General features: G+C 67.9%; 25 protein-coding genes and 2 pseudogenes. 11 read left to right on the top strand and 16 right to left on the bottom strand.

Going from position 1 to position 26,489, the window contains the following annotated elements; all coding sequences use genetic code 11:
* Positions 1–32 precede the first annotated feature (32 nt).
* From ACFY1E_RS46400 to ACFY1E_RS46390, 3 genes are all read right to left on the bottom strand, one after another.
* On the bottom strand, positions 33–1,247 hold the full coding sequence (locus ACFY1E_RS46400; protein WP_389088256.1) for a 4-hydroxybenzoate 3-monooxygenase: 1,215 nt from the start codon (positions 1,245–1,247) through the stop codon (positions 33–35).
* Between the two features lie 156 nt (positions 1,248–1,403).
* Positions 1,404–4,562 carry a DUF1349 domain-containing protein gene (locus ACFY1E_RS46395; protein WP_389088253.1) on the bottom strand — a complete coding sequence of 1,053 codons (3,159 nt, stop codon included), beginning with the start codon at positions 4,560–4,562 and terminating at the stop codon, positions 1,404–1,406.
* A 223-nt stretch (positions 4,563–4,785) separates the two neighbouring features.
* A complete protein-coding gene (locus ACFY1E_RS46390) occupies positions 4,786–5,559 on the bottom strand; it encodes a FadR/GntR family transcriptional regulator (protein ID WP_389088251.1) in 774 nt (257 codons plus the stop codon).
* A 124-nt stretch (positions 5,560–5,683) separates the two neighbouring features.
* On the opposite strand from ACFY1E_RS46390, the gene ACFY1E_RS46385 reads away from it, so the two are divergent.
* From ACFY1E_RS46385 to ACFY1E_RS46355, 7 genes are all read left to right on the top strand, one after another.
* Positions 5,684–6,799, top strand: coding sequence for an enolase C-terminal domain-like protein (locus tag ACFY1E_RS46385; RefSeq protein WP_389088248.1), 1,116 nt, complete (start codon positions 5,684–5,686; stop codon positions 6,797–6,799).
* A gap of 142 nt (positions 6,800–6,941) precedes the next feature.
* A complete protein-coding gene (locus ACFY1E_RS46380; RefSeq protein WP_389088246.1) occupies positions 6,942–8,309 on the top strand; it encodes an ABC transporter substrate-binding protein in 1,368 nt (455 codons plus the stop codon).
* 12 nt (positions 8,310–8,321) lie between these two features.
* Complete coding sequence (locus tag ACFY1E_RS46375) at positions 8,322–9,242, top strand: carbohydrate ABC transporter permease (protein WP_389088243.1); 921 nt, start codon at positions 8,322–8,324, stop codon at positions 9,240–9,242.
* A gap of 77 nt (positions 9,243–9,319) precedes the next feature.
* Positions 9,320–10,204, top strand: coding sequence for a carbohydrate ABC transporter permease (locus ACFY1E_RS46370; protein WP_389088350.1), 885 nt, complete (start codon positions 9,320–9,322; stop codon positions 10,202–10,204).
* Between the two features lie 105 nt (positions 10,205–10,309).
* Positions 10,310–11,161 (top strand): fumarylacetoacetate hydrolase family protein, encoded by an 852-nt coding sequence (locus ACFY1E_RS46365; RefSeq protein ID WP_389088240.1) that lies wholly within the window; start codon positions 10,310–10,312, stop codon positions 11,159–11,161.
* Between the two features lie 11 nt (positions 11,162–11,172).
* Complete coding sequence (locus tag ACFY1E_RS46360; protein ID WP_389088238.1) at positions 11,173–11,955, top strand: SDR family NAD(P)-dependent oxidoreductase; 783 nt, start codon at positions 11,173–11,175, stop codon at positions 11,953–11,955.
* Positions 11,952–12,956 (top strand): aldo/keto reductase, encoded by a 1,005-nt coding sequence (locus ACFY1E_RS46355; RefSeq protein ID WP_389088235.1) that lies wholly within the window; start codon positions 11,952–11,954, stop codon positions 12,954–12,956. The genes ACFY1E_RS46360 and ACFY1E_RS46355 overlap by 4 nt, the downstream gene beginning before the upstream one ends.
* Before the next feature lie 212 nt (positions 12,957–13,168).
* On the opposite strand, the gene ACFY1E_RS46350 is transcribed toward ACFY1E_RS46355, so the two are convergent.
* Positions 13,169–14,605, bottom strand: coding sequence for a tyrosine-type recombinase/integrase (locus ACFY1E_RS46350; RefSeq protein ID WP_389088233.1), 1,437 nt, complete (start codon positions 14,603–14,605; stop codon positions 13,169–13,171).
* 114 nt (positions 14,606–14,719) lie between these two features.
* A complete protein-coding gene (locus ACFY1E_RS46345) occupies positions 14,720–14,986 on the bottom strand; it encodes a helix-turn-helix transcriptional regulator (RefSeq protein WP_389088230.1) in 267 nt (88 codons plus the stop codon).
* 702 nt (positions 14,987–15,688) lie between these two features.
* Between ACFY1E_RS46345 and ACFY1E_RS46340 the strand changes: the two are divergent.
* Positions 15,689–15,989: pseudogene (locus tag ACFY1E_RS46340) on the top strand (Tn3 family transposase); the annotation flags it as partial.
* A 2-nt stretch (positions 15,990–15,991) separates the two neighbouring features.
* Here the strand turns inward: ACFY1E_RS46340 and ACFY1E_RS46335 are convergent.
* The 5 genes from ACFY1E_RS46335 to ACFY1E_RS46315 all read right to left on the bottom strand — a co-directional run bounded on the left by ACFY1E_RS46335 (position 15,992) and on the right by ACFY1E_RS46315 (position 18,634).
* Positions 15,992–16,696, bottom strand: a complete 705-nt coding sequence (locus ACFY1E_RS46335) for a TIGR02391 family protein (protein ID WP_389088228.1) — start codon at positions 16,694–16,696, stop codon at positions 15,992–15,994.
* Entirely contained in the window at positions 16,686–17,141 is a 456-nt protein-coding gene (locus ACFY1E_RS46330; RefSeq protein WP_389088226.1) for a hypothetical protein, read from the bottom strand. Before ACFY1E_RS46330 ends, ACFY1E_RS46335 begins: the two co-directional genes overlap by 11 nt.
* Positions 17,142–17,213: 72 nt before the next feature.
* Positions 17,214–17,462 (bottom strand): XapX domain-containing protein, encoded by a 249-nt coding sequence (locus tag ACFY1E_RS46325; protein ID WP_389088223.1) that lies wholly within the window; start codon positions 17,460–17,462, stop codon positions 17,214–17,216.
* A 180-nt stretch (positions 17,463–17,642) separates the two neighbouring features.
* The gene (locus ACFY1E_RS46320; RefSeq protein WP_389088221.1) at positions 17,643–18,116 is read right to left on the bottom strand and encodes a hypothetical protein; all 474 of its coding nucleotides are present in this window, start codon (positions 18,114–18,116) and stop codon (positions 17,643–17,645) included.
* Positions 18,086–18,634 (bottom strand): hypothetical protein, encoded by a 549-nt coding sequence (locus ACFY1E_RS46315; RefSeq protein ID WP_389088219.1) that lies wholly within the window; start codon positions 18,632–18,634, stop codon positions 18,086–18,088. Before ACFY1E_RS46315 ends, ACFY1E_RS46320 begins: the two co-directional genes overlap by 31 nt.
* A gap of 99 nt (positions 18,635–18,733) precedes the next feature.
* Between ACFY1E_RS46315 and ACFY1E_RS46310 the strand changes: the two are divergent.
* Positions 18,734–19,225: pseudogene (locus tag ACFY1E_RS46310) on the top strand (TetR/AcrR family transcriptional regulator); the annotation flags it as partial.
* Here ACFY1E_RS46310 and ACFY1E_RS46305 read toward each other — a convergent pair.
* From ACFY1E_RS46305 to ACFY1E_RS46295, 3 genes are all read right to left on the bottom strand, one after another.
* Positions 19,173–20,420 (bottom strand): ISL3 family transposase, encoded by a 1,248-nt coding sequence (locus ACFY1E_RS46305; protein WP_389088217.1) that lies wholly within the window; start codon positions 20,418–20,420, stop codon positions 19,173–19,175. The pseudogene ACFY1E_RS46310 and the gene ACFY1E_RS46305 sit on opposite strands and share 53 nt — an antisense overlap.
* Positions 20,421–20,693: 273 nt before the next feature.
* Positions 20,694–21,260 (bottom strand): transposase, encoded by a 567-nt coding sequence (locus tag ACFY1E_RS46300; protein ID WP_389088347.1) that lies wholly within the window; start codon positions 21,258–21,260, stop codon positions 20,694–20,696.
* The gene (locus ACFY1E_RS46295; protein ID WP_389088215.1) at positions 21,176–21,715 is read right to left on the bottom strand and encodes a winged helix-turn-helix domain-containing protein; all 540 of its coding nucleotides are present in this window, start codon (positions 21,713–21,715) and stop codon (positions 21,176–21,178) included. The genes ACFY1E_RS46300 and ACFY1E_RS46295 overlap by 85 nt, the downstream gene beginning before the upstream one ends.
* A 227-nt stretch (positions 21,716–21,942) precedes the next feature.
* Here ACFY1E_RS46295 and cutA point away from each other — a divergent pair, with 227 nt between their 5' ends.
* Positions 21,943–22,269, top strand: coding sequence for a divalent-cation tolerance protein CutA (cutA, locus tag ACFY1E_RS46290; RefSeq protein ID WP_389088212.1), 327 nt, complete (start codon positions 21,943–21,945; stop codon positions 22,267–22,269).
* A 67-nt stretch (positions 22,270–22,336) separates the two neighbouring features.
* Here cutA and ACFY1E_RS46285 read toward each other — a convergent pair whose 3' ends face one another.
* From ACFY1E_RS46285 to ACFY1E_RS46275, 3 genes are all read right to left on the bottom strand, one after another.
* Positions 22,337–23,578, bottom strand: coding sequence for a helix-turn-helix transcriptional regulator (locus tag ACFY1E_RS46285; protein WP_389088210.1), 1,242 nt, complete (start codon positions 23,576–23,578; stop codon positions 22,337–22,339).
* Positions 23,579–23,784: 206 nt separating this feature from the next.
* Positions 23,785–24,948: a helix-turn-helix domain-containing protein gene (locus ACFY1E_RS46280; RefSeq protein WP_389088207.1), complete on the bottom strand. Its 1,164-nt coding sequence runs from the start codon at positions 24,946–24,948 to the stop codon at positions 23,785–23,787.
* A 6-nt stretch (positions 24,949–24,954) separates the two neighbouring features.
* Positions 24,955–25,374, bottom strand: coding sequence for an NUDIX domain-containing protein (locus ACFY1E_RS46275; RefSeq protein ID WP_389088205.1), 420 nt, complete (start codon positions 25,372–25,374; stop codon positions 24,955–24,957).
* A 168-nt stretch (positions 25,375–25,542) separates the two neighbouring features.
* Between ACFY1E_RS46275 and ACFY1E_RS46270 the strand changes: the two genes are divergently transcribed.
* A complete protein-coding gene (locus tag ACFY1E_RS46270; protein ID WP_389088202.1) occupies positions 25,543–26,343 on the top strand; it encodes a TauD/TfdA family dioxygenase in 801 nt (266 codons plus the stop codon).
* The last annotated feature ends 146 nt before the right edge of the window (positions 26,344–26,489 follow it).

Here is a 26,489-nt window from a genome sequence, read left to right as displayed (position 1 = left end):
TCCGGTATCCATGGCTCTCCAGGGCTCTCCGGTCACTCGGCCGGGTCCAGCCCCGTCATCAGTTCCGCGAACGCGCGGGCCGCGGTGGGTGAGGTGAGCAGGCGGTCCAGGCGGGCGCGGGCCAGGTTGCGGTGGAAGGGGCCGGAGTCGGTGGAGTCGCCCGCGTCGTGGAGGGTGCGGGTGAGCCAGTGGGAGAACTCCTGGTCGTTCCAGACCCGGCGCAGGCATCGCTGCGAGTAGCTCCGCAAGGCTGTCTCGTCGTGGTCGCGGACGGAGTCCCGGACGGCTCGGGCGAAGACGTCGGCGTCGTAGAGGGCGAGGTTCATGCCCTTGCCGCCCATGGGCGAGACGATGTGGGCGGCGTCGCCGACGAGGTGGAGGCGGCCGTACTGCATGGGGTCGTGGACGAGGCTGCGGAGGCGGAAGATCTCGCGGTCGGTGATCGGGCCTGCGGGGAGGGCGGGGTCGGCGAGCCGGGTGCGCAGAGCGTCCCAGATGCGGGTGTCGGGCCAGGCGTCGGGGTGGTCGTCGGGCGGGCACTGGAGGTAGTAGCGGCTGGTCTGCGGTCCGCGGGGGAAGTGGGCGGCGAAGCCGTGCGGGCTGACGGCGAGGAGCGGATGGGCCGGGGGCGGGGCGTCGGCGAGGACGGTGAGCCAGCCGATGCCGTGGTCCTGGGAGTACGCGGTGAGGGCGCCGACGGGGACGGCGGCGCGGCTGATGCCGTGGTCACCGTCGCAGCCGGCGACGAAGACGCAGGTGATGCTGCGGAGGGTGCCGTCGGCGGTGCGGTAGCGGACGGTCGGGCGGTCGCCGGTCAGGTCGTGCAGGGAGACGTCGGCGGCCTCGAAGCGCAGATCGCCGCCGTCGTCGAGGTATGCGGCGGTCAGCTTCTGGACCAGTACCTGCTGGGGGCAGAGGCGGGCCCGGGGCCCTTCGGAGCCGTCGTTGTCCGACACCAGGTGGCTCTCGCCGTCCACCCGGAGCTCCAGGATGCCGTCGTACGGGATCCCCCCGAGGACGCGGTCGGCCAGCCCCCAGGAGTCGAACATCCGCACCGCGCGGGTTTCGACGATGCCGGCCCGCTGGCGCTGCGCCACGTACGCGCGGCTGCGGCGTTCCAGGACGATGCAGTCGATTCCGCTGTGCCGCAGCAGATTGGCGACCGTCAGACCGGCCGGGCCTGCGCCGATCACGACGACGGTCGTGGATTCCGGTGGGTCCGTCAACTCCCCTGCGTTTTCCGCCACTTGACCACCTCCGCCGTCAGACTAGCGGAGTGGTTCCGATCCCCGAGGCGGTAGCGTCAGGGACATGTCGTGGGAGTCTGCCCGGCACGAGCAGTCTCCTCGGAAAGAACTGAGTGACCGCTGGCGAGATCCGCCAACGGTCACTCAGCCGCTTCGTCAGTTCACGGAGAACTGGCTGAACTTCGCGGTGCCGGGTGCTCCGCCGTGAGCCGTGAAGAACACCCCCGCGTCCTCGGTGCTGTTGGCACCGGTCACCGTCGCGGTGCCCACCGTGGTCCAGGTGGTGCCGTTGGCGGAGTAGGAGCCGGTGACCGAGTTGCCGCTCCTGACCAGGCGGAGCCAGACGGGGGCGACGGCGGTTGCGCCGGTATTGGTGATGTTGGAGTCGAGGTAGCCGTCACTGTTGGAGTCCGACGACAAGGAGACGCCCTGGCCCGGCGTGGCGACGAGGACGACGTACCCGGTGGAGGAGCCGGTGCCGGTGATGTCGTTGCGCAGCATCAGGCCGGCCTTGCCCCAGGTGTTGGTGTTGTCCTGGCTGTCGACATGGACGGTGACGGTCGACGACGTTCCCGCCACGCCCGACTGGTAGGCGGCGGAGTACTCGTCGTCGTGTTGCGCGCTCGTGGCCCAGACGTCGATGCCCGCGTTGGTCAGGGAGGTCACTCCCTGGCTCTGGCTCACCGCGGCCGGGACGGAGCCGTAGGCCTTGAAGGGCGAGGTGACGATCCGCAGGTTGCTGAAGGTCGCGCTGCCGGCTGTGGTGCTGTGGGCGGTGTGGATGACACCGGCGTCCTGGGTGGCGGCCATGGACGGCAGGGTCACCGTCGAGCCGATCTGGGTGAAGGTGGATCCGTCGGTGGAGTAGTAGCCGGACACCTGGGTCGCGGTGCGGGTCAGCCGCACCCAGATCGGTGCCTTGACCGAGGTGGCCGTGGAGGTCAGCTGGTCGAGGTAGCCGTCGCCGTTGGAGTCCCACTGGAAGCTGACGCCGTTGGCCGGGGTCGCCACCACGGTCGCGTAGCCGGGTGAGGAGCCGCTGCCGGTGAGGTTGTTGCGCAGCACGACACCGGCCTTGGCCCAGGCGTTGGTGTTGTCGACGTTGTCGACCCGGGCGGTCACGGAGGTGCCGTTGACGGCGGCGCCTGACTGGTAGACGGTGCCGTAGGTGTCGTCGTGCTGGCCGCCGGCGCCCCAGATGTCGGCTCCCGCATCGGTGACGGTGAAGTAGCCGCCGCTCTGGCCGGTCAGGGCGGGAGTGGAGGAATAGCCGCTGTAAGGGGCTGTGACGGGGTCTGTGGTCAGGGGCCGGTACTGCGGCTGGATGCCCGCGTTGTTCATGACCGTGCGGGCGCCGGAGGGCCAGTTGCCGTCGGAGACGACCACCGTGCCGCTCACGACATTGCCGCGGCTACCGTCGGATATGTCGGTCGAGGAGTTGCTCGTCCAGTTGTTCTGGACGGTCAGGGCACCGGTGTTGTTGGTGGAGTTGGCGTTCTCGTGGGCCCACTCGCCCACGTTGCGGAAGACGTTGTTGGTGTCCGTGAAGTGCCGGGATCCCTCGTCGTGGTAGAAGCCGAAGTAGTTGTTGTTGGTGTGGCAGTAGTTGCGTTCGAAGGTGCTGCCGGGCGAATCCGACAGGGTGTACAGACAGCCGCCGTCGTTCATCTGCTGCATGATGTCGTGGAGGTAGTTGTCGGTGACGTGGTTGTTCGCGGCGGTGGTGGCGGTCTGGTAGACGGGCTGGTAGTTGTACAGGCCGCGGTTCACGTAGTCCTGGCTGCCGCCCGGGTCGTTGACGCCCCAGCCGTAACCGATGGTCAGCCCCGAGTAGGGCAGGTTGTACACCTCGTTGTGCGAGACGGTCGCGCCGTTGACGTAGGTGGTCAGGATGGCCGACATGTCCCGGTAGTCGATCGCCACGTCGTGGATGAGGTTGTTGCTCAGGGTGATGTTCTTGTTGGTCATCCGACTGTCACTCGGGTGGTGCGCGTCCGCCTGGAGCCCGCCGACGACGATGCCGCCGCCCGCGTCCTGGGTGAAGACGTTGCCGGTGGCGGTGATGGTGTCGGCACCGAGGCCGACCCCGGCGGCGTGGGCGTTGGCGTCCTGGCCGATGCCGAGGGCGAGCTGCCCGAGCTGGGTGAACCGGTCGCCGGTGAAGGTGATGTGGTCGGCGGCCGAGACCTGGACGGCGCCCGGCATCTGGTCCCAGTGCGGACGCGTCGCCTCGAACAGCTGGCAGCCGCTCTGGCAGGAGGTCAGCGCGTCGGAGGGACGGTTCCAGGTACCGGTGAGGTACGCGCCGGTCTGCTGGCTGGCGTAGCCCTTGGTGCTGGGGTCCAGCCAGCTGGTGCCAGAGAACTGCAGACCCGAGAACGTGATGTGGGTGGCAGGGGAGGCATAGCTTCCCCCGACGTCGATGAGTGACTGGAGCTTCGGCACCTCGACGTCCGCGGTGCTCATGTTCTGCCCGGCAAGCGGCTTGTAGTAGAGGGTGCCGGTGCCGGTGTCGAGGTACCACTCGCCGGCTGCGTCGAGGAACTCGTAGGCGTTCTCGATGTAGAGCGGTGCCGCCCGGAAGGGCTTGGTCAGGGTGTCGTAGCCGAAGGTGTTGTCGTCCCAGGCCGGCTGATCCATGGTGATGGTGCCGTTGCTGATGCCGGACACCGGGGAGTAGCGGTCGGTGAAGGAGCCGATGCCGTGGATCTCGGTCCGGCCGGCGTTCGCAAGGCTGTTGAGGTAGCTCAGCGCGCTGCTGGTGAAGGTGTAGCCGCTGCTGGTCGCGGTCAGGTCGGCGCGGTTGATCGAGGAGCGGGCCCTGGTCGCCAGGACGCCGTCGACGTACAGCTGCCGGGTGTCGAACCCGGTCCCGACGTTGGCCTTCCAGATGTTCTTCGCCGAGTCCTGCAGCGTCCAGCCCGTGGCCCGCTGCGCGCCGGTGATGACCGGGCGGGCGCCCGGCGCGGCCTTCCAGATCACCGAGAAACCGCCGGTGCCGGAGTCCGCCGCGGTGAAGGTGAGGGGGGCCGTCAGCCGGTACGTGCCGTCGGCGACCTCCACGACGATGTCGCCCGTCATGGAGCTGTTCATGGCCCGGACATTGGTCTTGGCCTGGGTGAGGGAGCACGGCTGGCTGGTCGAGCAAGCCGTACCCGTGCCGTTGGGGGACACATAGAGCGTCGCGGCAGTGGCGGCGGACGCGGGCACGGCCTGCGCGACGACGGCCCCGGCAGAGGCGGCTAGGAGCGCGAGTGCGGCCAGACATGGTCTGAGCCGGTCACGCAGTGCGGGGCGGAAGCGGGTTGGGCGCATCTGGCACCTTCCGATTGTGCAAGGTGGCACGCGCGGGGCGGCCTCCCCCTCAGGGGGTGCGGCCCTGCGGTGATTGCGGAGGTGATACGGCGACGTAACGTTAGTCGTCATACGAATGCTGTCAATATGCGCCGCAGAAATAGATCTGCGCCCCAAAAGAAACCCGCCCCCGGACCTTGTGGCCCGGGGGCGACTTCCGGCGCAGGGAAGGGCCGGGATGCACTCAACCGGTGAGACCGGGCTGCGGGGGGTGCGGGATACGACGGCGGCTCCAGGCCGCTTCGATATGGGCCGTCATGGCCTGCGCCGCACCCTGGGCGTCGCGGGCCAGGAGCCGCTCGACGATCCGGCGGTGCTCGGCGTTCGCCTGCTCGCACGCGTGGCCGTCAGGAGTGCCGGTGTACAGGAACGTACTGCGGGCCTGGGTGTGGACGGTCCGGATGATGGAACGACCCAGCCTGTTCCGGGACGCCTGCATGATCCGGTCATGGAAGAGCACATCGGTCTCGATGAACCGGGCAGGAGTGGCGATCTCCTCGTCGAGACGGTCGAGCAGCCGCCCCACCTCCCGGAGATCGTCATCGGTGGCGAGCTCGGCGGCCTGGGCCGCCATCTGCGCCTCAAGGGCCGAACGCACGCCGACCAGGTGATCCAGTACGACGAGTTCGTCGTCGTACTGGACGGTGGCCGCCAGCACGACGGGATCCAGGAGATTCCACTCCTCGGACGGGGTGACCGTGGTGCCGGAACCCTGCCGGGCCCGAACCAGCCCCTTGGCCTCCAGCGACTTGACCGCCTCACGGATCGTGATCCGGCTGACGCCGAACGTCTCGCACAGTTCGGGTTCGACCGGCAAGGTGGAGCCGGGCGGGATGGCACCCGAGACGATGCTGTCGGTCAGGGACTCGACGACCGCGTGAGCCAGACGGGTCGGCCGTTTCGGCCAAGGCGTGAGAACCGGCGGATCCCCGACACTGCCCTTGCCGCTCTTTGCCATGTAGCCCCCTTGCCGATGCGGATGACTGAGCTTACTCCGCCACAACCCTTGACAGCATTCGTATGACGACTTACGTTACGCGAAAATTTCGCAGCGCCAGCTGCCACTGCAAGGGGGAACGACCGTGCGCATTGCGGACGTGGAGAGCTATCCGGTCCGGGTTCCGGGCGCCAGTCCGCCGTTCGTCTGGCGTGACGGGTTGCTGGGCAGCCCGCCGGACGGCGAGGCCGCGGTGCTGCGCATCTGCACCGACGAAGGGGTCGAAGGCATCGCGATGGCCCCCCGCCGGGGCAGCGCCGTCATCCTGGCGGACGTACTGGACCGCTTCCTGCGCAAGGAGCTCGTGGGCCAGGACCCGCTGCAGCGCGAGTGGCTGTGGCACCGCATGTGGGAGCTGGACCGCACCGAGGAGCTGCCCCTCTACCTGCTCGGCCTCGTCGACACCGCGCTGTGGGACCTGGCCGGCAGGCTCGCGGACCGGCCCACCTGGCAGATGCTGGGCGGTTTCCGCACCTCGATCCCCGCCTACGCCTCGACCGTCACCTACTCATCGGTGGAGGAGTACCTGGACATCGCGGACCAGGCCCTGGAGCTCGGATACCCCGCCATCAAGCTCCACGCCTGGGGCGACGCACGCCGCGACGCCCGGCTGTCGGTGGCCCTGCGGGAACACGTGGGGGACGCGATCCCCCTGATGTTCGACGGGTCCGCCGGATTCGACCTCCCCGACGCGATCTACCTCGGACACGCCCTGTCCGACGCGGATTACCTCTGGTACGAGGAGCCGATCCGGGAATTCAGCATCACCGCCTACAAGCGCCTCGCCGACGCGGTGGCGGTGCCCCTGCTGGTGGCCGAGACCTCCGACGGGGCCCACATGAACTCGGCCGACTTCATCCAGGCCGGCGCCGCCACCTTCGGCGTCCGCGCCTCCACCCAACTGCGCGGCGGCTTCACCGGAGCCATGCGCACCGCCCACCTCGCCGACGCCTACCGACTGCGCGCCGAGGTGCACGGGCCGGAGATCCCCAACCGGCACCTGTGCATGGCCATCTCGAACACCACCTACTACGAGTCCCTGGTCATGGGCAACCCGATCAGCCGCGAGAGCGGCATCGACGCCCAGGGACTCGTCCACGCCCCCACCGGGCCGGGCGTGGCGCTGCCCGCCGGCCTCGACTACCCTCCCGTCCTCCAGCGGTTTGTCGACAAGGAGACATTGACACCGCCGAAGGCCTGATCCGCCCAGTCCACCCCACTCTCCCCATCACCCCTCAGCCGACCCTCCACGCCTTCGGTACCTGATCCCTCCACGCCTCCCCTCTCCGGTGCTTGCGCCGACATCCCGCGGATCTCCGCAGAACGCAGACATGAGGTCAGTCATGAACAACGACGTTCCCGTCACCTCCCGCCGGCAGATCAGACGCGTTGCCGGCGGGGCCCTGGGCGCCGTCTCCCTTCTCGCGCTCGCCGCCTGCGGCAGTGCGGATCCCGCAGCCGGCGGGGCGTCCTCCTCCCCCACGGACTTCAAGCCTGCGCAGCAGGATGCGGGCAGCCAGATCACGGTCTGGGCGGACGCCGCCCGAGTCCCCGGCGTGCAGGCCTACCAGAAGGCTCACCCGGACGTGAAGATCAAGATCGTCACGTACAGCGGGGACGCCAACGGCGCCAATGACCTGCAGACCAAGGTCCGGCTGTTCGACCGGAGCGGCAGCGGCTGGCCGGACGTCGCCTTCAGCGCCAACGTCAACGACGGCAGTTGGACCGCTCAGGGCAAGACCCCCTTTGCCGCCCCGCTCGACAAGGGCCTGATCCCCCGGTCCACCCTGGACGGCTTCGCGGACGGCGCGCTGAACCCCTGCAAGGTCAACGGCGCCACCTACTGCCTGCGCAACGACCTGGCCCAGAACGTGCTCTGGTACAACAAGAAGCTCCTGGACAAGTTCGGCTACTCCGTCCCGACCACCTGGGAGGAGTACGAAGCACTCGGCAAGAAGGTCGCCAAGGAGCACCCCGGCTACCTGGTCGGAACCGCCGGGGACGCCTGGAGCCCCGAGGTGTACTTCTGGGCGAGCCAGTGCCCTGCCAGCTCGGTGACCGACGCCAACAAGGTCAAGGTCGACCTGCAGGACGCCAAGTGCACCCGGATGGCGAAGCTGCTCGACGGGCTGATCGCCAAGGGCTCGGTGTCCAAGGACACCGTCTTCAGCGCCGGCTTCATCAAGAAGGAGGCGAGCAAGGTCCTCCTGCTCCCCGGCCCCTCCTGGTACGGGCAGGTGCTCTTCAACTCCACCTTCAAGATCCCCAAGGGGCAGATCGCCGCCGCCTCGCCGCTGAAGTTCGAGGGCGACGCCAAGAACTACACCGGCAACGTCGGCGGCGGACTGTGGTTCGTCTCCTCCCACAGCAAGAACCTCAAGGCGTCCGCCGACCTGGTCACCTGGATGACGACCTCCGACGCGTACCAGGCCACCGCGGGCACCTACCCCGCGTACAAGCAGGCGGCCGTCGCCTGGCTCGCCGGCCAGAAGAAGACCGGCTACTTCGCCCAGGACGTCAGCCCGGTCTTCCAGGAGGCGGCGGAACTCGTCTGGCCCGGCTGGTCCGCCACCCAGTACAGCCAGGAGGCGATCTACTCCTCCACCGTGGTCCCGGCCCTGAACTCGGGCAAGACCCTCACCGACACCCTGGGCACCTGGCAGACGGCCATCACCGACAAGGCCAAGACCCTCGGATACACCGTCAACTAGCGAAGCGGACCGATGACCACCCACCTCGCAACGGAGCGGAGCGGCCGCCGCGGCGGCCGCTCGGCCCGCAACCCGGCCGGACGCGCCGGTTACGTCTTCGTCTCCGGCTACTTCCTCCTCCTGCTCGCCTTCGGCATCCTGCCCACCGGTTACGCGCTGTGGCTGGCGCTGTCCAACTCCCGCCACCAGCTCGTCGGGATCGGCAACTTCACCCGGACGTTCACCGACTACCGCTTCGGGCCGGCCTTCCTCCACATCGGCCTGTACCTGGTGTTCTGGCTGGCCAGCCTGATGATCCTGGTGGTGCTGCTCTCCCTGATGCTGCACGGCCGTATGCGCAGGGCCTCCACCACCCTCAGGTTCCTTTTCTACCTGCCGGGCGCCCTCGCCGGAGTGGCGAGCGTCCTGCTCTTCCTGATCCTCCTCGACCCGGCCGCCAGTCCCGTCGGCTGGCTGCTGAAGGCCTTCGGCTGGGACACCCTCGCCCAGGTCAACGCCCCCGGCCACCTGCCGGTGCTGTTCACCGTCATCGCCTTCTGGACCGGGGCGGGCGGCTGGATCGTGGTCATGTACGGCGCGCTCAACAGCATCCCGGACGAGATCCTGGAGGCCGCCCGCATCGACGGCGCCGGCACACTCCAGATCGCCCTGCGCATCCAGATCCCCATGATCACCAAGTGGATCGCGTACATGCTGATCCTGGCCTTCGCGGCCGGCACCCAGCTCTTCGTCGAGCCGCAACTGGTCTCCCTCGCCAGTTGGGGCATGATCCCGGACAGTTGGTCACCGAACCAGCTGTCCTACCAGTACGCCTTCCAGTCCGGTGACTTCAACGGCGCGGCGGCGCTCTCCGTCGACCTCCTCGTACTGGGCCTGGCCTGCGCGGCGCTCGTCGTCTTCCGTACCGGCCTGTTCGACAGGGACGAACGATGACCACGGCTCCCACGACCACAGCCCGCCGCACCCCGCCGCCCCGGACCGCCGGCGCCCGCACCAGCCCGAGGAAGCCCATGCACCGGACGCGCCGCCCACGCTCGCTGGCCGCCCGGGTGGCCTGGCTCATCGTCATGACCCTGGCCGTGCTGTTCTTCTGTGTGCCGGTGGTGTGGCTCCTGCTGGCCACGACCAAGACCGACGGCCAGATCGTGCGGGACACCCCGTTCTCCTTCGGGTCCTTCACCTCGATCGCCGACGCCTGGCACCATCTCTACGCCTTCCAGGAAGGCGCCATCCTCACCTGGCTGAAGAACTCGGCGCTCTACACGTTCGGCGCACTGGTCATCACGCTGGTGACATCGATCCCCGCCGGGTACGCGCTGGCTCTCACCCAGTTCATCGGGCGCCGGATGCTGCTGACCATCACCATGCTCGTGATGCTCATGCCGACGGCCGCGATGGTGCTTCCCCTGTACCTGGGGATGACCGCCGTGCACCTGGACGGCACGATCTGGTCGGTGATCCTGCCCTTCTCCTTCTTCCCGTTCGGGGTCTACCTCACCTACATCTACTTCTCCTCCAACGTCCCCGCCGACCTGCTGTCCGCCGCGCGGATCGACGGCTGCTCGGAGTGGCAGGTCTTCCGTCTCGTCGCGATGCCGCTGGCCAAACCGGTGATCGCCCTGGTCGGGTTCTTCAACTTCGTCGGCAACTGGAACAACTTCTTCCTGCCGTTCGTGATGCTCCCCGACAGCTCGCAGTATCCGGCGCAAGTGGGGCTGAACAACCTGCTCGCCGCCTCGCCGCTGTTCAACACCTCCAGCGGCACCGGCAACCAGATCATGCGACCCGAACTGGCCCTGGCCACCCTGGTCACCATCGTCCCCGTGCTGATCGTCTTCCTCTTCTCCCAGCGCGCGCTCGTGGCCGGCATGCTCGCCGGCGCGACCAAGGAGTGAGGCACAGGTGAACAGGGTTGCCCGGACGATCCGCACCGGCACCGGGGGCAACTGGTCCGCCCTGACCGATATCTGGCATCCGTACCCATCGCAAGGAGACGCCCGGTGAAACTTCTACGAGTCGGCGCGCCCGGCGAGGAGCGCCCCGCAGTCCGCACCGAGGACGGCCGGCTGCTCGACCTGTCCCCCGTGACCTCCGACATCGACGGCACCTTCCTCGCCTCCGGCGGTGTCGACCGGGCCCGGGCGGAGGTCGCGGCGGGAAGTCTGCCCGAGCTGGACCCGGACGGTCTGCGGATCGGTGCCCCTGTCGCCCGCCCCGGCAAGATCGTCTGCGTCGGCCTGAACTACCGCGACCACGCCGCCGAGACCGGCCTTGCGATCCCCGAGCGCCCCGTGGTGTTCATGAAGGACCCGGGCACGGTGATCGGCCCCTACGACGAGGTGCTGATCCCCCGCGGCTCCGTGAAGACCGACTGGGAGGTCGAACTGGCGGTCGTCATCGGACGACGGGCCCGCTACCTCGACGGCCCAGAGGCCGCGCAGGACGTGATCGCGGGGTACACGATCAGCCATGACGTCTCGGAGCGGGAGTTCCAGCTGGAGTACTCGCCACAGTGGGACCTGGGCAAGTCCTGCGAGACCTTCAACCCGCTCGGACCGTGGCTGGTGACCGCCGACGAGGTGGGCGATCCGCAGGACCTCGGACTCCACCTGAGCGTCAACGGCGTGAAGCGGCAGGAGGGCCACACCAGCGACATGATCTTCCCGGTCGACCACATCGTGTCGTACCTGAGCCAGTACATGGTCCTGGAGCCGGGTGACGTGATCAACACCGGTACTCCGGCGGGCGTGGCCCTCGGCCTCCCGGGCAGCCCCTATCTCCGCCCGGGCGATACCGTCGAGCTCGCCGTCGACGGCCTCGGCTCCCAGCGCCAGACCTTCGGCCAAGCGTGAAAGGCACCCCAGTGAGCAGCGTGCCGAGCTTCAGCGACCTGTCAGGGCTGAAGGCAGTCGTCACCGGCGGCGCGTCCGGCATCGGGCTGGCCACGTCCCGGATGCTGGCCGAGCACGGCGCCATGGTGGCCGTCCTCGACCTCGACCTCGACCCGGACCAACTCCCCGCACCGCTGATCGGTCTTCGGGCCGACGTCAGAGACGACGCCTCGGTACGCGCCGCCGTTGAACAGGCCGCCGACCGGCTCGGCGGCCTGGACATCCTCGTGAACAACGCGGGCATCGGCGCCATCGGCACGATCGAAGACAACCCGGACGAAGACTGGCACCGGGTCCTCGACGTCAACGTCCTCGGACTGGTCCGCACCACCCGTGCCGCGATGCCGTATCTGCGGCTCTCATCGCACGCGGCGGTCGTCAACATCTGCTCGATCGGCGCCACCGCGGGCCTCCCGCAGCGCGCCCTGTACTGCGCCAGCAAGGGCGCGGTCCTGTCACTGACCCTCGCCATGGCCGCCGACCACGTCCGCGAGGGCATCCGCGTCAACTGCGTCAACCCCGGCACCGCCGACACCCCGTGGGTCTCCCGGCTCCTCGACGCGGCGGACGACCCCGAGGCCGAGCGTGCCGCGCTCAACGCCCGCCAGCCCATGGGCCGTCTGGTCACCGCCGACGAGGTGGCAGCCGCCATCGTCTACCTCGCGAGTCCCGCCGCGGCATCCGTCACCGGCACCTCGCTCGCGGTCGACGGCGGCATGCAGGGACTACGGCTGCGCCCCGAGGGCCGGTCATGAGAACGACCACGCTGGGCACCACCGACGTCAGGGTCACCGAGCTGTCGTTCGGGGCCGCCGGCATCGGCAACCTCTTCCGCCCGGTCACCGACGAGGCCGCGTCCGCCGCGGTGGAGGCGGCCTGGGACGCGGGCGTCCGCACCTTCGACACCGCCCCGCACTACGGACTCGGGTTGTCCGAGCGCCGCCTGGGCGCCGCGCTGCGCGGCCGGGACCGCGCCGCCTACACCGTGTCCACCAAGGTCGGTCGGCTGCTCGAACCCCGCCCGGAGGGCGGCCGTGGCGATGATCTCGCCCAGGGCTTCGCCGTGCCCGACACTCACCGTCGCGTCTGGGACTTCAGCTGCGACGGCGTCCTGCGCTCCCTGGAAGCAAGCCTGGATCGCCTCGGCCTGGACCGTGTGGACATCGCCCTGCTCCACGACCCTGACGACCACGCCGAGCAGGCCCTCACCGAGGCCTACCCGGCGCTGGAACGGCTGCGCGGTGAAGGCGTCGTCAGGGCGATCGGTATCGGAGTGAACCAGTGCGCGCTCCCCGCCCGCTTCCTGCGCGAGACCGACATCGACGTCGTGCTGCTCGCCGGCCGCTACACCCTCCTGGAGCAGGAGGGACTGGCGGAGGTACTGCCTCAGGCCGCTGCCCGTGGCAGGAGTGTCATCGTCGGCGGGGTGTTCAACTCGGGTCTGCTCACCGACCCCAAACCCGGGGCCATGTACGACTACGCGCCCACCCCGCCCCATGTACTGGACCGGGCGCTGCGCATGAAGGCGGTCGCCGACCGCCACGCCGTACCGCTGCGCGCAGCCGCTCTGCGCTTCCCGCTCGGCCATCCGGCGGTCGCGAGCGTACTGTCCGGCGCGCGTTGCGCCGAGGAGGTCCGCGACACGGTGGACCAGATGCGGCGCACGATACCGGCCGCGCTCTGGGACGAACTAGGTACCGAGGGGCTGCCCCCGCACGTCCCCGTCCCCGCCGCCGTACCGGAGTCGTGGGGGTGACCGCTTTGGAGACGAGCACACCGTCTCATTCCCCTCCGCGACGGGGCGGAGGAATGCGGCTGCGTCCTTGTCCCGCCAGATGTTCCGCTTGCCAGCCGCCCAGTACCAGGGCCGTACCCGCTGTCAGGCTCGCAACCAACTGCGGGCCTCCCCCGCGTGTTCTCATCCGTCCACATCGAAAGAAGCGAACGCGCAGGTCAGGGCCTGTTCCCTCAGCACTCGATGACGTTGACCGCCAGCCCGCCCCGTGCCGTCTCCTTGTACTTGACCGACAAGGGGGCGCCCTGTTCGACTGGTCCCTTGACCTGCAAGTTCGTGGGAATATTCTTGACCCACTCAGCGAGTAGGGACTTCTCAGGGACTTTCGGCTGGGAGTGGTCCTCCAGCCAGGAGTCCATGGCGACGAGACCGCGCTGACCTGCGCCGGGCATGAAGTGAGCGTAGTGGTCGAGGGTGACCTTCGAGGTCGAGTGCCCGAGCCACTTCGACAGGCTGACGATCGACTCGCCGGCTTCCAGCTGTACGCTCGCGTAGGTGTGCCGAAGGACGTGGAACATGTCCTCTCGCGGGGCGGCGTAGATAGGGACGCGACGTATGCGGCCTCCGTCGCGCCGCACCTTTTCCCCGACAGGCTTGATGATGCCGGCATCGACGAGGGCAGGCTTCCAGCTGCGGTCGTTCCAAGTGCGGTAGTAGATCCGGTTGCCGTGCGAGGTGGTAAGGACCAGATTCACCGTGATCGGCTTCCGCTGACGCTCCTCCAGGGCGGTGGCCGGTGGCTCGGGGTTGCGCCAGGGCAGTGTGCAGGGCGTCGAAGGAAAGCGCCGAAAGTGCTCGCGTGCCCGCATGGCGAGGTTGGGCGGAAGAGGTACGTCGCGGGTCTTACGCCCCTTGGGGAGCGAAAAGTAGGGACGTCCCTTGATGTCCCACTTCAGCTGGCGTCGCACGTAGACGACACTCGCATTGAAGTCGAAGTCCTCCTGGGCGAGACCGAAGGCCTCCCCTTGACGGAGCCCCAGCCCGATGCCCAGATCGACAGCGAACCGGTAGCGCTCCTGGAGGCCCGCCCGAACGGCGTCGACAACCTCACGAGCCCAGGCCTTGGCCTTCTTCTCGGTGGGGCGCGGGGGTTTGACGCTGTTCTTGGCCTTCATGGGGTTGCGTACCAGGCGCTGGTCGTCCACTGCGCTGCTGAGGATCGACGACAGATGCCCCCAGATCACCTCCGCCGTTGTCTCCTCGACACGGGAGAGCAGCGAGGCTTTGAAAGAGCGCAGGGCCGCTGCGTCGATGTCACGCAGAGGGAGGTCGCCCACCAGCGGGATGATGTGGTTCCAGATACGGCTGCCCAAGGGCCCTGCGGTTGAGGGCTCGTCGGCTCGGCCTGGCCACCAGTGATCCACGATGTACTCGGTGAGCGGGATCTCGCCCCTGCGTGCGTCGACGAAATCGCCACGGCTGGAGTCAGTCTGGGAGGTGGCGAGCCACTGCTTGGCGTCCTCGCTCGTTTCGAAGGAGCGGTCCTGGACGCCGGGAATTCCCTTGACCCGGTAGCGCTTTCCCTTGCCGTACAGGGCGGTGCGCTCGCGTTTTCCGGTCTTCTTGTTGGGCCGCTTCTTGAGCCAGCGGTCTTCTATGTAACCGGCCATTCAGTGTGGTTCTCCATGCTTGCGTGCGTTGCGTAGTGGTCGGTGGCAACGCACTTCGCATCCGGTGCTTATCCCGGTCGCGGATGCTCTTTTCCTGGTCTTTTCGAAAGGCGGCTACTCGCGGGGCTTGGCGCGGCGTTGAGGCTTCTGCGCAAGAGGGTTGAGAGCAGAGTTGGACCGGGAGTCGGCCTGTTCCTGGGCTTGCACCCACGCGTCGAGAGCGGCGATGCGGTACATCACGCGGCGCCCCATCCGAAAGCTCGGCGGGCCTTGGCGGCGATGGCGCCAGACATAAAGGGTGTTGGGGGAGATGCCGAGATACTCAGCGGCCTTCGGGAGGTTCAGGAAGGCGGCCTCGACTATGTGATTCGGCTGCGACATGACTGTGCTCCTGCCTTCGGTGCGGCTGCGACAGGATGAGAATCCGGAGAAAGGGCAACTTGGTCGGGCCGGGAATTTCTGATATCCGGTGACGCCGGTGGGTGCTCGCGTCGGAACCGCGTCGGTGAGGACGCGTCGCGCAAGTACTCGGCGGAGGCAGGCGCCCACGGACCCCTGTGTCGGCGGGGGCGCCCCACGGGTCGTGGTGCCGACCGTGGCGAGACGGATCACCCCCGCAGACGTGGCGGTGATCCGAGTAGGTCTACTGAGAGTGCTTGACAAGCAGAGTGCTCCCCACCGCCCCAGCGCTAGCGGTCCATCGGCGGTGACCGAAGCGCGGGTTGCAGGCATCGCCTACGGCTGCTGCTACGAACTGGTGCTGGCTGTAGCCACTGCTCCCGCCGCATGGCTGTAGGTCGACCGTTCCGGGAGCCCCCGTAACTCTCGTGTGCATGGATGTAGACGGGACACTGTTCTTGATCGAGTGAAGGCCCGTGGTCCTGCGGTACTGCAATCTGTGAACCCCGGCGAAGTGACCGAAGTCATTTCAGGTCTGTGCAGTCCGGCCACCGCGGCGATGCGGATCCGGGGACGAACGGCGCTCGCCCGGGAGTAGCGGCGAGCTATCGCCGTCGTGATCGGCGTGGCTGGAGGCACCCGCCGGTCGGTGACCGTGCGTCAGTAGGTTGCAGGGGACCCAGCGCTCTGGTCGACCCGGTCGACGACACCTACCGCCGGCTGATGAACCGGCAGCTGACCGTGCAGGAGTCCCGCCACCGTCTGGCCCGCGCGATCTGCCACGGCAGTCGCGGCCAGATCCGCTAGGCGTACCGCGAGGGCCAGGAGGACCAGCTCGCCGCCTTCGGCCTCGTCCTCAAACGCCGTCGTCCTTTGGAACACCCGCTACCTGGACGCCGCCGTCGCCCAGCTCCGCGCCGAGGGCCACAAGATCAAGGACGAGGACGTCGCCCGCCTCTCTCCGCTCAAGGACCGGCACATCAACTTTTATCTGGACACTTGGCAGCTGTCGATGAGGCGGGCAAGGACGCTGAGGGTGGCCAGTTGTTCCAGTGATTCCTGCTCTGTCCACTCGCCCGTCTCGTGTGCGGCGGGGTTGCGGATCGCGAAGAACGATCCGAGCCCGAGTTGCAGGGCACCGCGTTGCCGACTCTGGACGGTAGGACTCGTCGCGTCGCCGGGGACACGGAGCCGAGGCTTGCCGGGCTCGGCTGGTTTGTCGCTGAATGCCTCTTGCACGAGCTTGTCGTCAGCAACGTCTCGGCGCCCGAGCTTCGCCTGGAGGTGAGCGTTGATCGCGCTGGCGGCTGCGTGCACGGCTGCGCGGTAGTGCTGAGAGTCCCAGAAGGTGCGGGCTGCGTCCCAGACCCACGGGTGGAACTGGTCGGCCGGAAGGGACGGAGCGTCGGGCGCCAGCCTGGCTGCCCATTCGTCCATGTCAGTGAGGATGCCCAGCCCTCGCTGCACTTGGCTCCGGGCGTGTGACTCTCCCGCCATCGCGTCGACGTTTATTTCTTGCGCGAGTTGAGGGTCAAGGCGTCGCAGAATCTGCTTGATCGTGGGTTCAGATCGATGCAGTTGCTCCAGGAGAGCCTCGTCCCCGATGTAGTCGCCGGGCCTGGCGCTGTTTTCGTAGCGCATGGCCAGGTTGTCAAAAGCTTCGAGCTGTTGCCGCATCCAGTCACGATCCACTGCCGCATGGTAGGTGACCTGCCGCGCTATCCGGAGTGGTTTCTGTGTCCTGAGATTCGCCGAGGTCAGTGAGAAGCTGCCCGATCCGGGAGGCGATGGCGTTGTGTCGTTCGACCTCGCGCGGCCAGCCGCGTTCAACTGCATCCTGGGCGAGCTGCTGTTCACGGGCGAGCCTGGACCGCAGTCGCGGTGCGTACTCGCTGGTGGTGAGGAACTTCGAGCAGCGGAGGTAGAGGTCGCACTCGCAGGGGCCTTCGGCGGGCGCCCGCAGGCAGTGGCCGAGTTCGAGTTCGGTCTTGAAGAAGTTGGTCTTGAGCCAGTTCAGGGTGTCCTCGCCGATCCGGCTGGCCAGCAGTTCCTCAGCAGCCGGGCCCGCGAGGCGTCGAGGACCTCCTCGATGACGAAGTGTTCCTCCAAGCCGATGATTCTCATGCCGTTGCCTCACCTTGGGATTGGTAATTGGTCGCGTCCATGGCTCGGAGCGTGCGGCCCTTGGCGCCAGGACAATTCGCTGCCGTTAGCCATCGCCGGGACGCGCAGCCCGGTCGGCCCGGTTGCTCTGTCGGCCGTTCGCGCTCGTGGATCGCACGGACGCAAGGACCCGGGCCATGCCGCTCTCGCCGACGGCGATCCCGAGCAGTCCCGTCAGGCCGATCAGCGGCGGCACCGGGATCGGCGTGTGCAACAGTGCGAACACCGCTCCTGCGAGGATTCCCGCGATCAGTGACAGCAGGTAGCCGACGGTCTGGCGGGCGCGTGCCGTCACAAGGTGCTCCACCAGGTTGCGGTGATGAGCATGCCGCCGAGGCCCACCATGGCGATCAACGGAGCGCGGGCGACTTGATGCGAGCGAGCGCGTGGAGCGCCCCGACGAGCAGGCCGACCGCGGCCATCTCGGCGTAGGCCATAAGGGTGTCCTCTCCCGCCGACTGGGTGTCCGTGCCGCTCAGGTGCCGAGCAGCGCCGGGACGATGATGTCCTCGCTGGTGAGCAGGCGCTTGGAGAGGCCCTGTTCGTGGTGGTAGCGCAGGAACGTGTCGACGACCTTGCGGTTCGCTTCGAGGCCGTAGGGCCACCAGTCCTCACCGAGGAGCTGCCGGTTCTCCTCGAAGTGCTTGCTGAACCACGGAGTGATGACGCCCATGTGTTGCTTCAGGGCACCGTTGCGGTACTTCTGCTGGGTGAGTTCCTTAGCCTCGCAAAAGGCGCGGTAGATCGAGATCATCAGGTCGTTCTGCGTCGCCAGCTCCCGGGGAACCGCGACGATGTGCATGGCGGGGAAGATCCCGGTGCGCCGGTAGTAGTCGCGCTCCACGCTCTCGTACTCCGGGAACAGCCGGGCGATCTTCGTCGAGCCATTGAGCAGGGCCTGGGGGACGTCGACCGAGATCAGCGCGTCGATCTCGCCGGACTCCAGCATCGCGCCCAGGGTCTCCCCCTCCGCCGCGTGCCGCACATCCCCCCCTCCGGCACCGGCTGTGGTACCCAGTCGAAGGAGGGGATGGGGTGATCGGTGCCCCCGATGACCCAGCGGGACTGATCAGGCGTCAGGCCATACTCGTCGGAGAAGATGCCCTTCATCCACACGCCGGGGTCGTGCCCGAACATCGCGAACTCGCCGATCGTCTTGCCCGCGAGGTCCTGCGGCTTCTCGATCCCCGCCGCGGTGTTCACGAAGACGGCCGAGTGCCGGAAGTTGCGGTTCGGGAAGATGGGCAGCGCGAGGAACCGCGAGTCCTCGAGGTCGAAGGTGCGCAGGAAGTAGGTCAGGCCGAACTCGGCCACGTCGTAACGGCCCTCGATCGTGCGCTGGAAGATGTCCGACACCAGCGAGGCCGTCTCGTAGGTGGCGTCAACCCCGTCGATCGAAACGCGGCCGTCGAACAGCGCCTCCGTGTGCTCGTAGGTGTAGGCGGCGACGCGCAGGGGTGTACTCATCAGGGACCTCTCACTTCCGTGAATGACCTTTCACGTTTAGAGTGGGGTCGGCGAGCCGGGACTGTCAAGGTGAATGGCCATTTACGTTGGAGGTGGATCATGCCACGCATCACCCCTGAGCGTCGCGAGGCCAGACGGGCACAGATCGTGGCGGCCGCGCGTCGCTGCTTCTCGCGTGACGGTTTCCACCAGACCTCCATGCCCGACATCGCCACGGAGGCCGGTGTGTCCGCCGGGGCGGCCTACCGGTACTTCGCGAACAAGGAAGAGATCATCCTCACCATCGCGGAAGACGCCTTCCGCCTCGTCTTCGCCCCGGTCCAGCAGCTGGCGGCGACAACCGACCACGCCTCCCCGGCGGAGTTGGTGGCCGCCTCCCTCGACGCGTTGAGCACCGAAACCATCATCGATCCCGCCGGGGCTGAGGTGCCGGTCGAGGAACTGCTGCGCTGTGGGGTACAGAGCTGGTCAGAACTGCTGCGCAACGAGACGGTGCGCACCCGCGCCGTCGAGGGCTTCCAAGGGATGCTGGCCAGCATCACCGACGCCCTTCGCCGCGGCCAGGCCGCCGGCGCCGTCCCCGTCGCCGTGGATCCCGAGCGCGGAGCAAGGGCGGTGATGGCCCTGCTGCACGGGTGCCTGCTACAGCGCGTGGGCTTCGGCCTGACCAACACGGCAGGAATCGCCGACGATATCCAGATGCTTCTCGGCTCCACACACGCACCACCGCGGGAAGAAGGTCGCGCACTACGGAGTAGGAGCCGGTGAAGCCCTGCTCGCGTAGTTCGGCGTGGAGTTTGGAGGCGTCGGTGTGACCTTCGTTCCAACGCCGGTGCAAGTAGGGCTTGTAGGGGTCGAGGATGCTAGGGAGGTTCTGCCACCGGCCGGTGGCCAGTTCCTGCCAGGTGTCGGCCCGGGCGTAGCGTCGGACGGTGTTGCGGGCCAGCCCCAGTCGACGGCCGATGGCCCGCATGCTCAGGCCCTCGTCGAGGAGGGCGTGCACGGCCGTGTGATGCTGCTCGACCCTGACGGTCAGACGACCGCCCTGTGAGGCGGACGGGTGCAGGACCTCGGGCGCCATGCCCGGAGCGGCTTCGGGGCCGCACAGGCACATACTGTGCTTGCTGACCAGGCGTTTGATGGCCTCGGAGAGGTTGTGCCAGACATGCCACAGATCAGCGATCTGGACGGCGCCGGGGGCGCCGGTGCGGCCACCCTCGGCGTAGGCGCCGCCCCGGTCGCGGCAGATGATCTCAACGCCGGGATGCGCGGTGAGCCAGGCAGCGAACGTGGCCGCCTCCCGCTCGGGCAGCAGGTCGACGGGAGCGCGGGTCTCGCCGTCGACCAGCACCGTGCCGCAATTGTGGCGGCCCTTGCGCCAGGCGAACTCGTCGGCCCCGAGCACCCGGGGCGTGGCAGCGGGCGGATCCGGCAGCGCCATCACCAAGGACAGCAGAGTGGTCCGGCTGACCGGCGCGGGCAGCCGGGCCGCCAGGCGTTCACCGGACCGGCCGGCCAGGGCCACCGCGATCGCGCCCAGCAGGTTCCCCAGCTGCGGTGTCCGCCGCCCGTAGCGCACGGTCAGTCCACCCACCTGCTCGGCGAACGTCACCCGTGCGCACCCGGAGGCATCGCAGAACAGACGGCGCACCGTCAGCTCGATGCACACCTGGCGGCCGCCGACCGCACCGTCGCCGAGGCGGCGCTGGTAGCCGCTGTGGCGCCGCCTCGACGGTGTCCCGCAGTCTGGGCACGCCACCGGTACCGACTCGGAGGTTCTGGCCACGATGCGTAACACCCCGCGCTCGGGGTTCACTTGCTCCACGAGCACCCCGCCCACGTGCGGTAACACCGCCTGCAGAAGCTCCCCACACTCGACGAGTGTCACGCCGTCTGTAACGGAGCGTCACCGGCGCACGGAAGCATGATCGGCTTCACGGAAATCTTGACAGAGCCAGCGTTCGGCCGTCGCCGACACCCCCATCGCAGAGGCGGAAACCTTCCCGCTTCAGGCCAACGACCCGTTGCTCGCGTGTGGGCTATTACTGACTTCGGCTCGTCAAGGTGATGCTGGCTCGTCGAGAGTCAGGCCGGTGCCCGCTATGAAGCCGTCGAGGGTGTCGGCCCGGTACTGGAGGCGTTTGAGCCGGTTGCGGACGAGCGCTTCCAGGCGGTCGAGGGCGACGACGGCGAGGTTGGCCAGGCTGCGTTTGACGTGTGCCCACACGCCCTCGACGGGATTGAGGTCGGGTGAGTACGCGGGCAGCAGGAACACCGTCAGCCATTCACGCTCGGCGATCAGCTCACGCATGGCGTGGGAGACGTGGGTGTTGAGCCGGTCCCACACCAGCACGATCGGCGCCTTGACGAGCTGGTGGACGCCGTCGATCAGTGCGATGAAGTCACGCTCGCCCATGCTGCGGCGCTTGCCTTTGCCCGCGGGATGGGTGCGCAGACGGTGACACAGCCGGGTGCGGGAGCCCGGGCGCCACGCGATCAGCCCGGCCACCGACAGGCGCCCCGAGCGCCGCCCGCTCACCGTCACGACCGGGGTGCGGCCCCGCCGGCCCCAGGTGCGTCCTTTGGGCGGCCGACGGGTGAAGCCCGCCTCGTCCTCGAAGCAGATGTAGCCCCCGCAGGCCGCCCGGGCCCTTTTACCTCCGCCCAGGTCGCCTCCTTCCAGCCGGTCACGGCCTCTTCGTCGCGCTCGGCCACCCTGCGTGCGGGCATCTGCGGAGTGAAGCCGAGTCGGCGCATCAGCCTCGTCGCGCCCGAGACGCTGTAGGAGACGTGGAACTTCCTGCCGATCAGCGTGGCCACGCGTGCAGCCGTCCACACCTGGTCCTCAATCCAGCCGTGCGCGGCCGGTCCCTGCTCGAGATACCCGGCGAGCTTCTCCAGACAGCGTGGCGAGAGGCGACACCGGCCCCCGCTCGGCCCTCGGGAAAGCAGCGCGTCGGCACCACCTTGCCGCCACAACTGCTGCCACTGGTAAGCCGACTTCACACTCACACGCAGCTGCCGGGCCACCTCGGGCGGTTTGACCTGCTGCGCGAACAGCTCCGCCGCCTGCATCCGCACCGCTTCCCGGCGCCGCCGTGCTACAGGCGACAGCCCGCCCCCATCCGTATATCTCACGCACCACGGACTACCGGCAACTCCACACCCACATCAGGACGTTCGGCAAACATCACCCTAACGAGCCGAGATCAGTAGTCGGTGCGGCAGGACGCCTTGGATTGTGCCTGAGGCGGTGTTCAGAGGCGGCTGGGTAGGGTCGTGGTACACCGAGCTGGAGAGGTAGTTGCATGGCCAACGAGATTGTGATCGCGCAGACGACCATCGACGACGAGGGCCAGGCAAGGGCGCTGGCACGGGGCGCGGTTGAGAGTAAGTTGGCAGCCGGTGTTCACATCGACGGGCCGATCACTGCCGTCTACTGGTGGAAGAACGAGGTCGAGACCGCCCGGGAGTGGCGTGTCTCGTACATGACGACGACAGACCGTCTCCCGCAGCTGGAGGCGTGGCTGTCCGAGAAGCACCCGTACGACGTCCCTCAGTGGATCACACTGCCTGTGACCGGCGGGTCGGAGGCTTACCTGTCGTGGGTTGTTGAGGAGACAACGCGGGACTGACGAGCGAGGTCCTGCGCGACCGCGTCCGTGTTCTCAGCTTGTCCGTGTCCCGAGTGAGGGGATCGGTTCAGGACGCGAACTGCCGCAAGTGATGGGCGAGCTCCCGCTCGCTGTCAGGGAGCCACTCCGCGATTGTCGCGGCGCGTTCCTTGCCCATCGTGTTGGGCTTGGCTTGTGAGGCGGCCGTGAACTGGCGCGATACGTAGACGCCTTGTTCGACGTCGCCTCCTCGTAGCAAAGCCGAGGCGAGATCGCCGAGGACTACGACGCCGCCGTCCGGTAGGTCGCCCCCGAGGCGGCCGACTGCGGTGTCGGCGGCAGCGGTGAGTTCGGAGCGCCCCAGCTGCCCGTACACGGAAAGAGCCAACGAATCCATCCGGTACGGCGTCACGAAGCGGACCCATGCCTGCTCGCTGGCGTGATCCGCGAAGTCGTAGGCGAAGCGTGCTCGGTCAAGCGCACGCAGCGCCCCTGTCTCGTCGCCGACCGCAGCAGCTTCCTCCGCGTGTCTTCCGAGGACCCAGGCTGCGGCCGTGGCGTTGCCGTGGCCGCGCACATCCTGGGAGGCCTGGGACAGGAGTTCCAGTTTCCTCTTCGGTGTCGGAGCACCGTAGCTGGCGTAGGTGAGGGCCAATGCCCTGAGGGGAGGATGCCCGGCCTTTGCCGCGCACTCAGTGGTGACTTTGTAGTAGGCGCCAGCCTTGCCGTACTCGCCCAGGTCCCAGGCCACCCATCCGGCAAGGGCGGCGGTTTCCCCGGCGGCGATGGTGAGAGCCCGTTCGTGCTCGCCGGCGTGAGGCAGGGCTGCGGTGATGGCGTCGACGTGCGACTCAACGGTGTTTTGCAGGCGGCGGGCACTGAGGTTGAGTTCCTGGACGTGCAGGTCAGCAGCTCGGTTGATGAGCGCGACTGCAGCGGGCGTGTCGATGCGGGAGCTCTTGCTGAGAGCGAAGGCAAGCCGCCCCCAGGGCTCGGCAGCCGCGCTTACGCCAATGGCGGCGCTACCCAGCAGCTTGCGGCGCTTCACGTCGTCCTGGTCCTCCTCTTCACGAGCAGTCCCCCTCCTCCGTCGGGCGCGGGCGGCCTTGGCCTCCCGCAGTAATTCTTCGTAGGGGACGCCGCAGGCCACCGCGATGTGGGCGAGTGTGTGGTTCGTAGGGACGTTCTCAAACTTCTCATAGCGGCTGATCTCTCGGCGGGTCATGGTGTCCCGGCCAGAGACGGCGTTGATCGCGTCTGCCTGCTGCTCTTGCGTCCGGCCTGCGTCCTTCCGGAGCTGGAGCAACAGTTCGGCGAACGGATCCGGCATGAGTGTGACCTCTGTCGTGGATGGAATCCAATCATGGCCCCAACTCCCCCTTGGGGTTTTCCCCTTGGGGTTTCCCCCTTGACAGATTTTTCCCCCTCTGGATTCCCCTGGTAGACGACTTCGTCGCGCGATGCGATGGGGGCATGACGACGTTCCTGAAGTCGGGTGACCGAGGCCAGCCGGTGCTGCTCTGGGACGAGATCGAGTTAGGCCGCTATCTCCTGCCGGATCCGGTTGAGGGCATGCTCCGCGACTTCCTTGATCTCCGGCAGCCAAGGGTCCGCCGCGCGCACGATGCGCTGCAACTGGTGGGGAAGACGCTGGCGGACAGCTTCGTCGATCGCTGTGTTGAGGGACTCAGCAGCGCCGCCGCAGTCGTCGGCGGCCAGCCGTACTCGCGCCCCTGTGATGAGCTCGATGACGCGCCATTGCGGGGCGACCGTGCTTGTCGGCACCGGACTTCCCTTCTCGACCAGGCCCACGGCGACTTCCGCCCGGCCGGTGGAGATCAGACCCCGCAGCCGGATCTCGTGCAGGGCATACGGATTGAACAGCGACGTGTGTTCGGTCTGGTCGAGGAGCTGGCCCGTCTCCCGCATCACGCGGTCGAACAGCGGTCGATTGCCGATGGCGCCAGCAGCGCGGGCGAGCAGGGGAAGAGCAGCGGCGCGGGCCTCTGGATCGGGTGCCAAGGCGACGGCGCGCTGCAGACGGTCGACGGCGGCGCCGTGGATGCGGGCTTTGCGCAGTTCGTTGCCGTGCATGCGCAGGACGTAGGAGGTGAAGGCAGCGTCGTCGAAATATTGGGCGACGTCGATGCTCTTGGCGGTCCAGCGGGCAGCGGTGCTCAGCCGCTCCTCCGGCAGGACGTTCCCCAGGGCGACGCCGAGGCCGACGCGGGCGCGGGCGAGGAGGCGAAGAACATCCCGCTCCGTGTGTCCGTCCTCCACTCGGGCCTCCAACCGGGCGACCAGCGGCCACAGTTCAGCGACGGCTTCAGAGGCGTGGCCGGACTGTCGCGCGATCTCGGCCAGGCGGACGGTGGACTCGCCGAACTGCAGCATGGCGCGGTGGTCGGTGTCGGCCGGGTCCGTGACGCCAAGGACGTGCGGGGGAAGCCTCAGGGATTCGGCGATGTGCCGGCGCGAGCCGATGTCGTCCAGGCTGCGCTTGCCGAGTTCGAGATGGGAGATGTACGTCTTGTCGTACCCGAGCACCAGTCCGAGTTCGGTCTGGTTCATGCCGTGCACGCTGCGGTGGAAGCGCAGCATGGCACCGAGGTCGCGCGTGGCGAGGATCGCCTCCGCCTGGGGCGTGGCCCAGCGCCACAGGACGTGCTGCGCCCGGCGCGCCACCTCCCCTCTGGCCACGGCCGGTTACATCCGCTCGTACCACGTGGCGATGGACTGCTTGTACCCGTCCGGCATGGTCAGGCCGGGCACATCCTCCGCGGCGAACAGGCCGATCTCCTTGTGCTCGTTACTCACCACGGGCTCCCTGTCCGGGCTGAGCACAGTGCAGCCGTAGGTGACGATCACCACCCGCCGGTCCGGCAGAGTCTCGGGCAAGGGCTGGTAGATCCACACGTCGAGGAGATGGCCCGCTTTCACCGCCCAGCCGGTCTCCTCCTCGATCTCCCTTTCCACCGTCAACTCCGGTGTGGGGTCGCCTGCTTCGAGGCGGCCGCCGGGCAGTTCCCATTCCTCGCGTTCGTTCTTCAGCAGCAGTACGCGTCGACGGCTGTCCAAAGCCACGCCCTTGACGGAGACGGGCCAGGTGGGGGGCGTGTTCGCCATCGCTCTCCTCGGATTACGCGGATGGCCGGGGGCGCTCGGAACGTACCACGCTTGCCGCAACCGCCGTCCTTCATGGGCGAATTGCCCGAGTCGACAATCTGTCGCTTTACCTCATGCTCCGTGACTCCGAACAGTGGGAGCACCCAACCGTGGCGAAGGAGATCCGTGATGCGCCGAGCCCCTCAGCTGTACGCCGACGCTTTCGCGCACCACCACATCGACCTCGCTGCGCCGGGGGCCGATTCGATGCTCGCGGCACAGCTGCGGGACACGGGCCTGGTCACGCTCGATGGCCTCACCTCGCGCAACGCCGTGATCGCCTTCGCCAACCGGATCATGAACCTCGTACCGCACCGCGACAGCGACTCGGACGGCCTCACGACCATCCGTGACACCCGCCGACACATCAACCGAGCGGGTTTCGCTGGATTTGGCAACGGTGATCTCGATCCACACACCGAACGTTCTGGCACACCCGCACCACCCCGTCTGATGCTTCTCGTGTGCGGACAAGTTGCGGTGACAGGCGGGGAGCCCCTGCTCACCGACGGGCGGGCCGTTCACGCCGGCCTGTTCATCGGTGGGTGGGAGGCCGGGCTGACACTGTCACAGCCCCGGACAGCGTTCTTCGGAGCCGGAGACGGTCACGCCACACAGGTGTTCACCGTCCATCGTGATCAGCGTGTATCGGTTCGTGTGCGGTTTGACGGACTCTCACGCTGGAGCCCGATCGTTCAGCCCTACGTCCCTCAGCTGAGGACCGCAGCCATACGCCATCAGATCCCTCTGCCATTGGCGCCCGGCCAGGGCTATCTGCTCGATAACGAACGCTGGCTGCACGGGCGCCGCGCCTTCGCCGGTGATCGGCTCTGCTGGCGTGCCCTGGGACATCCCCGCTTCCCCATGCCGCAAGGATTCGAGCCTGCCCCGGAGACGGTCCTTCCCCCCATGCTCTCGGAGGCGGGATGACGACCGGACGAACCGTGACGGTCCCCGTCACGTCATTGACGACCATCACAGCTACTGACGTTGTTGCCGTGATGTCGTGGGGGTGAGGCCGGTTTCCTTGAGGCAGCCGTCGATGAGGTTGCTGCGGTACTGAATCTGCCGGAGCC

The sequence above is a fragment of the Streptomyces sp. NPDC001604 genome, assembly GCF_042893475.1.
In the GTDB taxonomy this organism is placed as follows: Bacteria; Actinomycetota; Actinomycetes; order Streptomycetales; family Streptomycetaceae; genus Streptomyces.
This window is presented reverse-complemented; position numbering and strand designations above follow the sequence as displayed.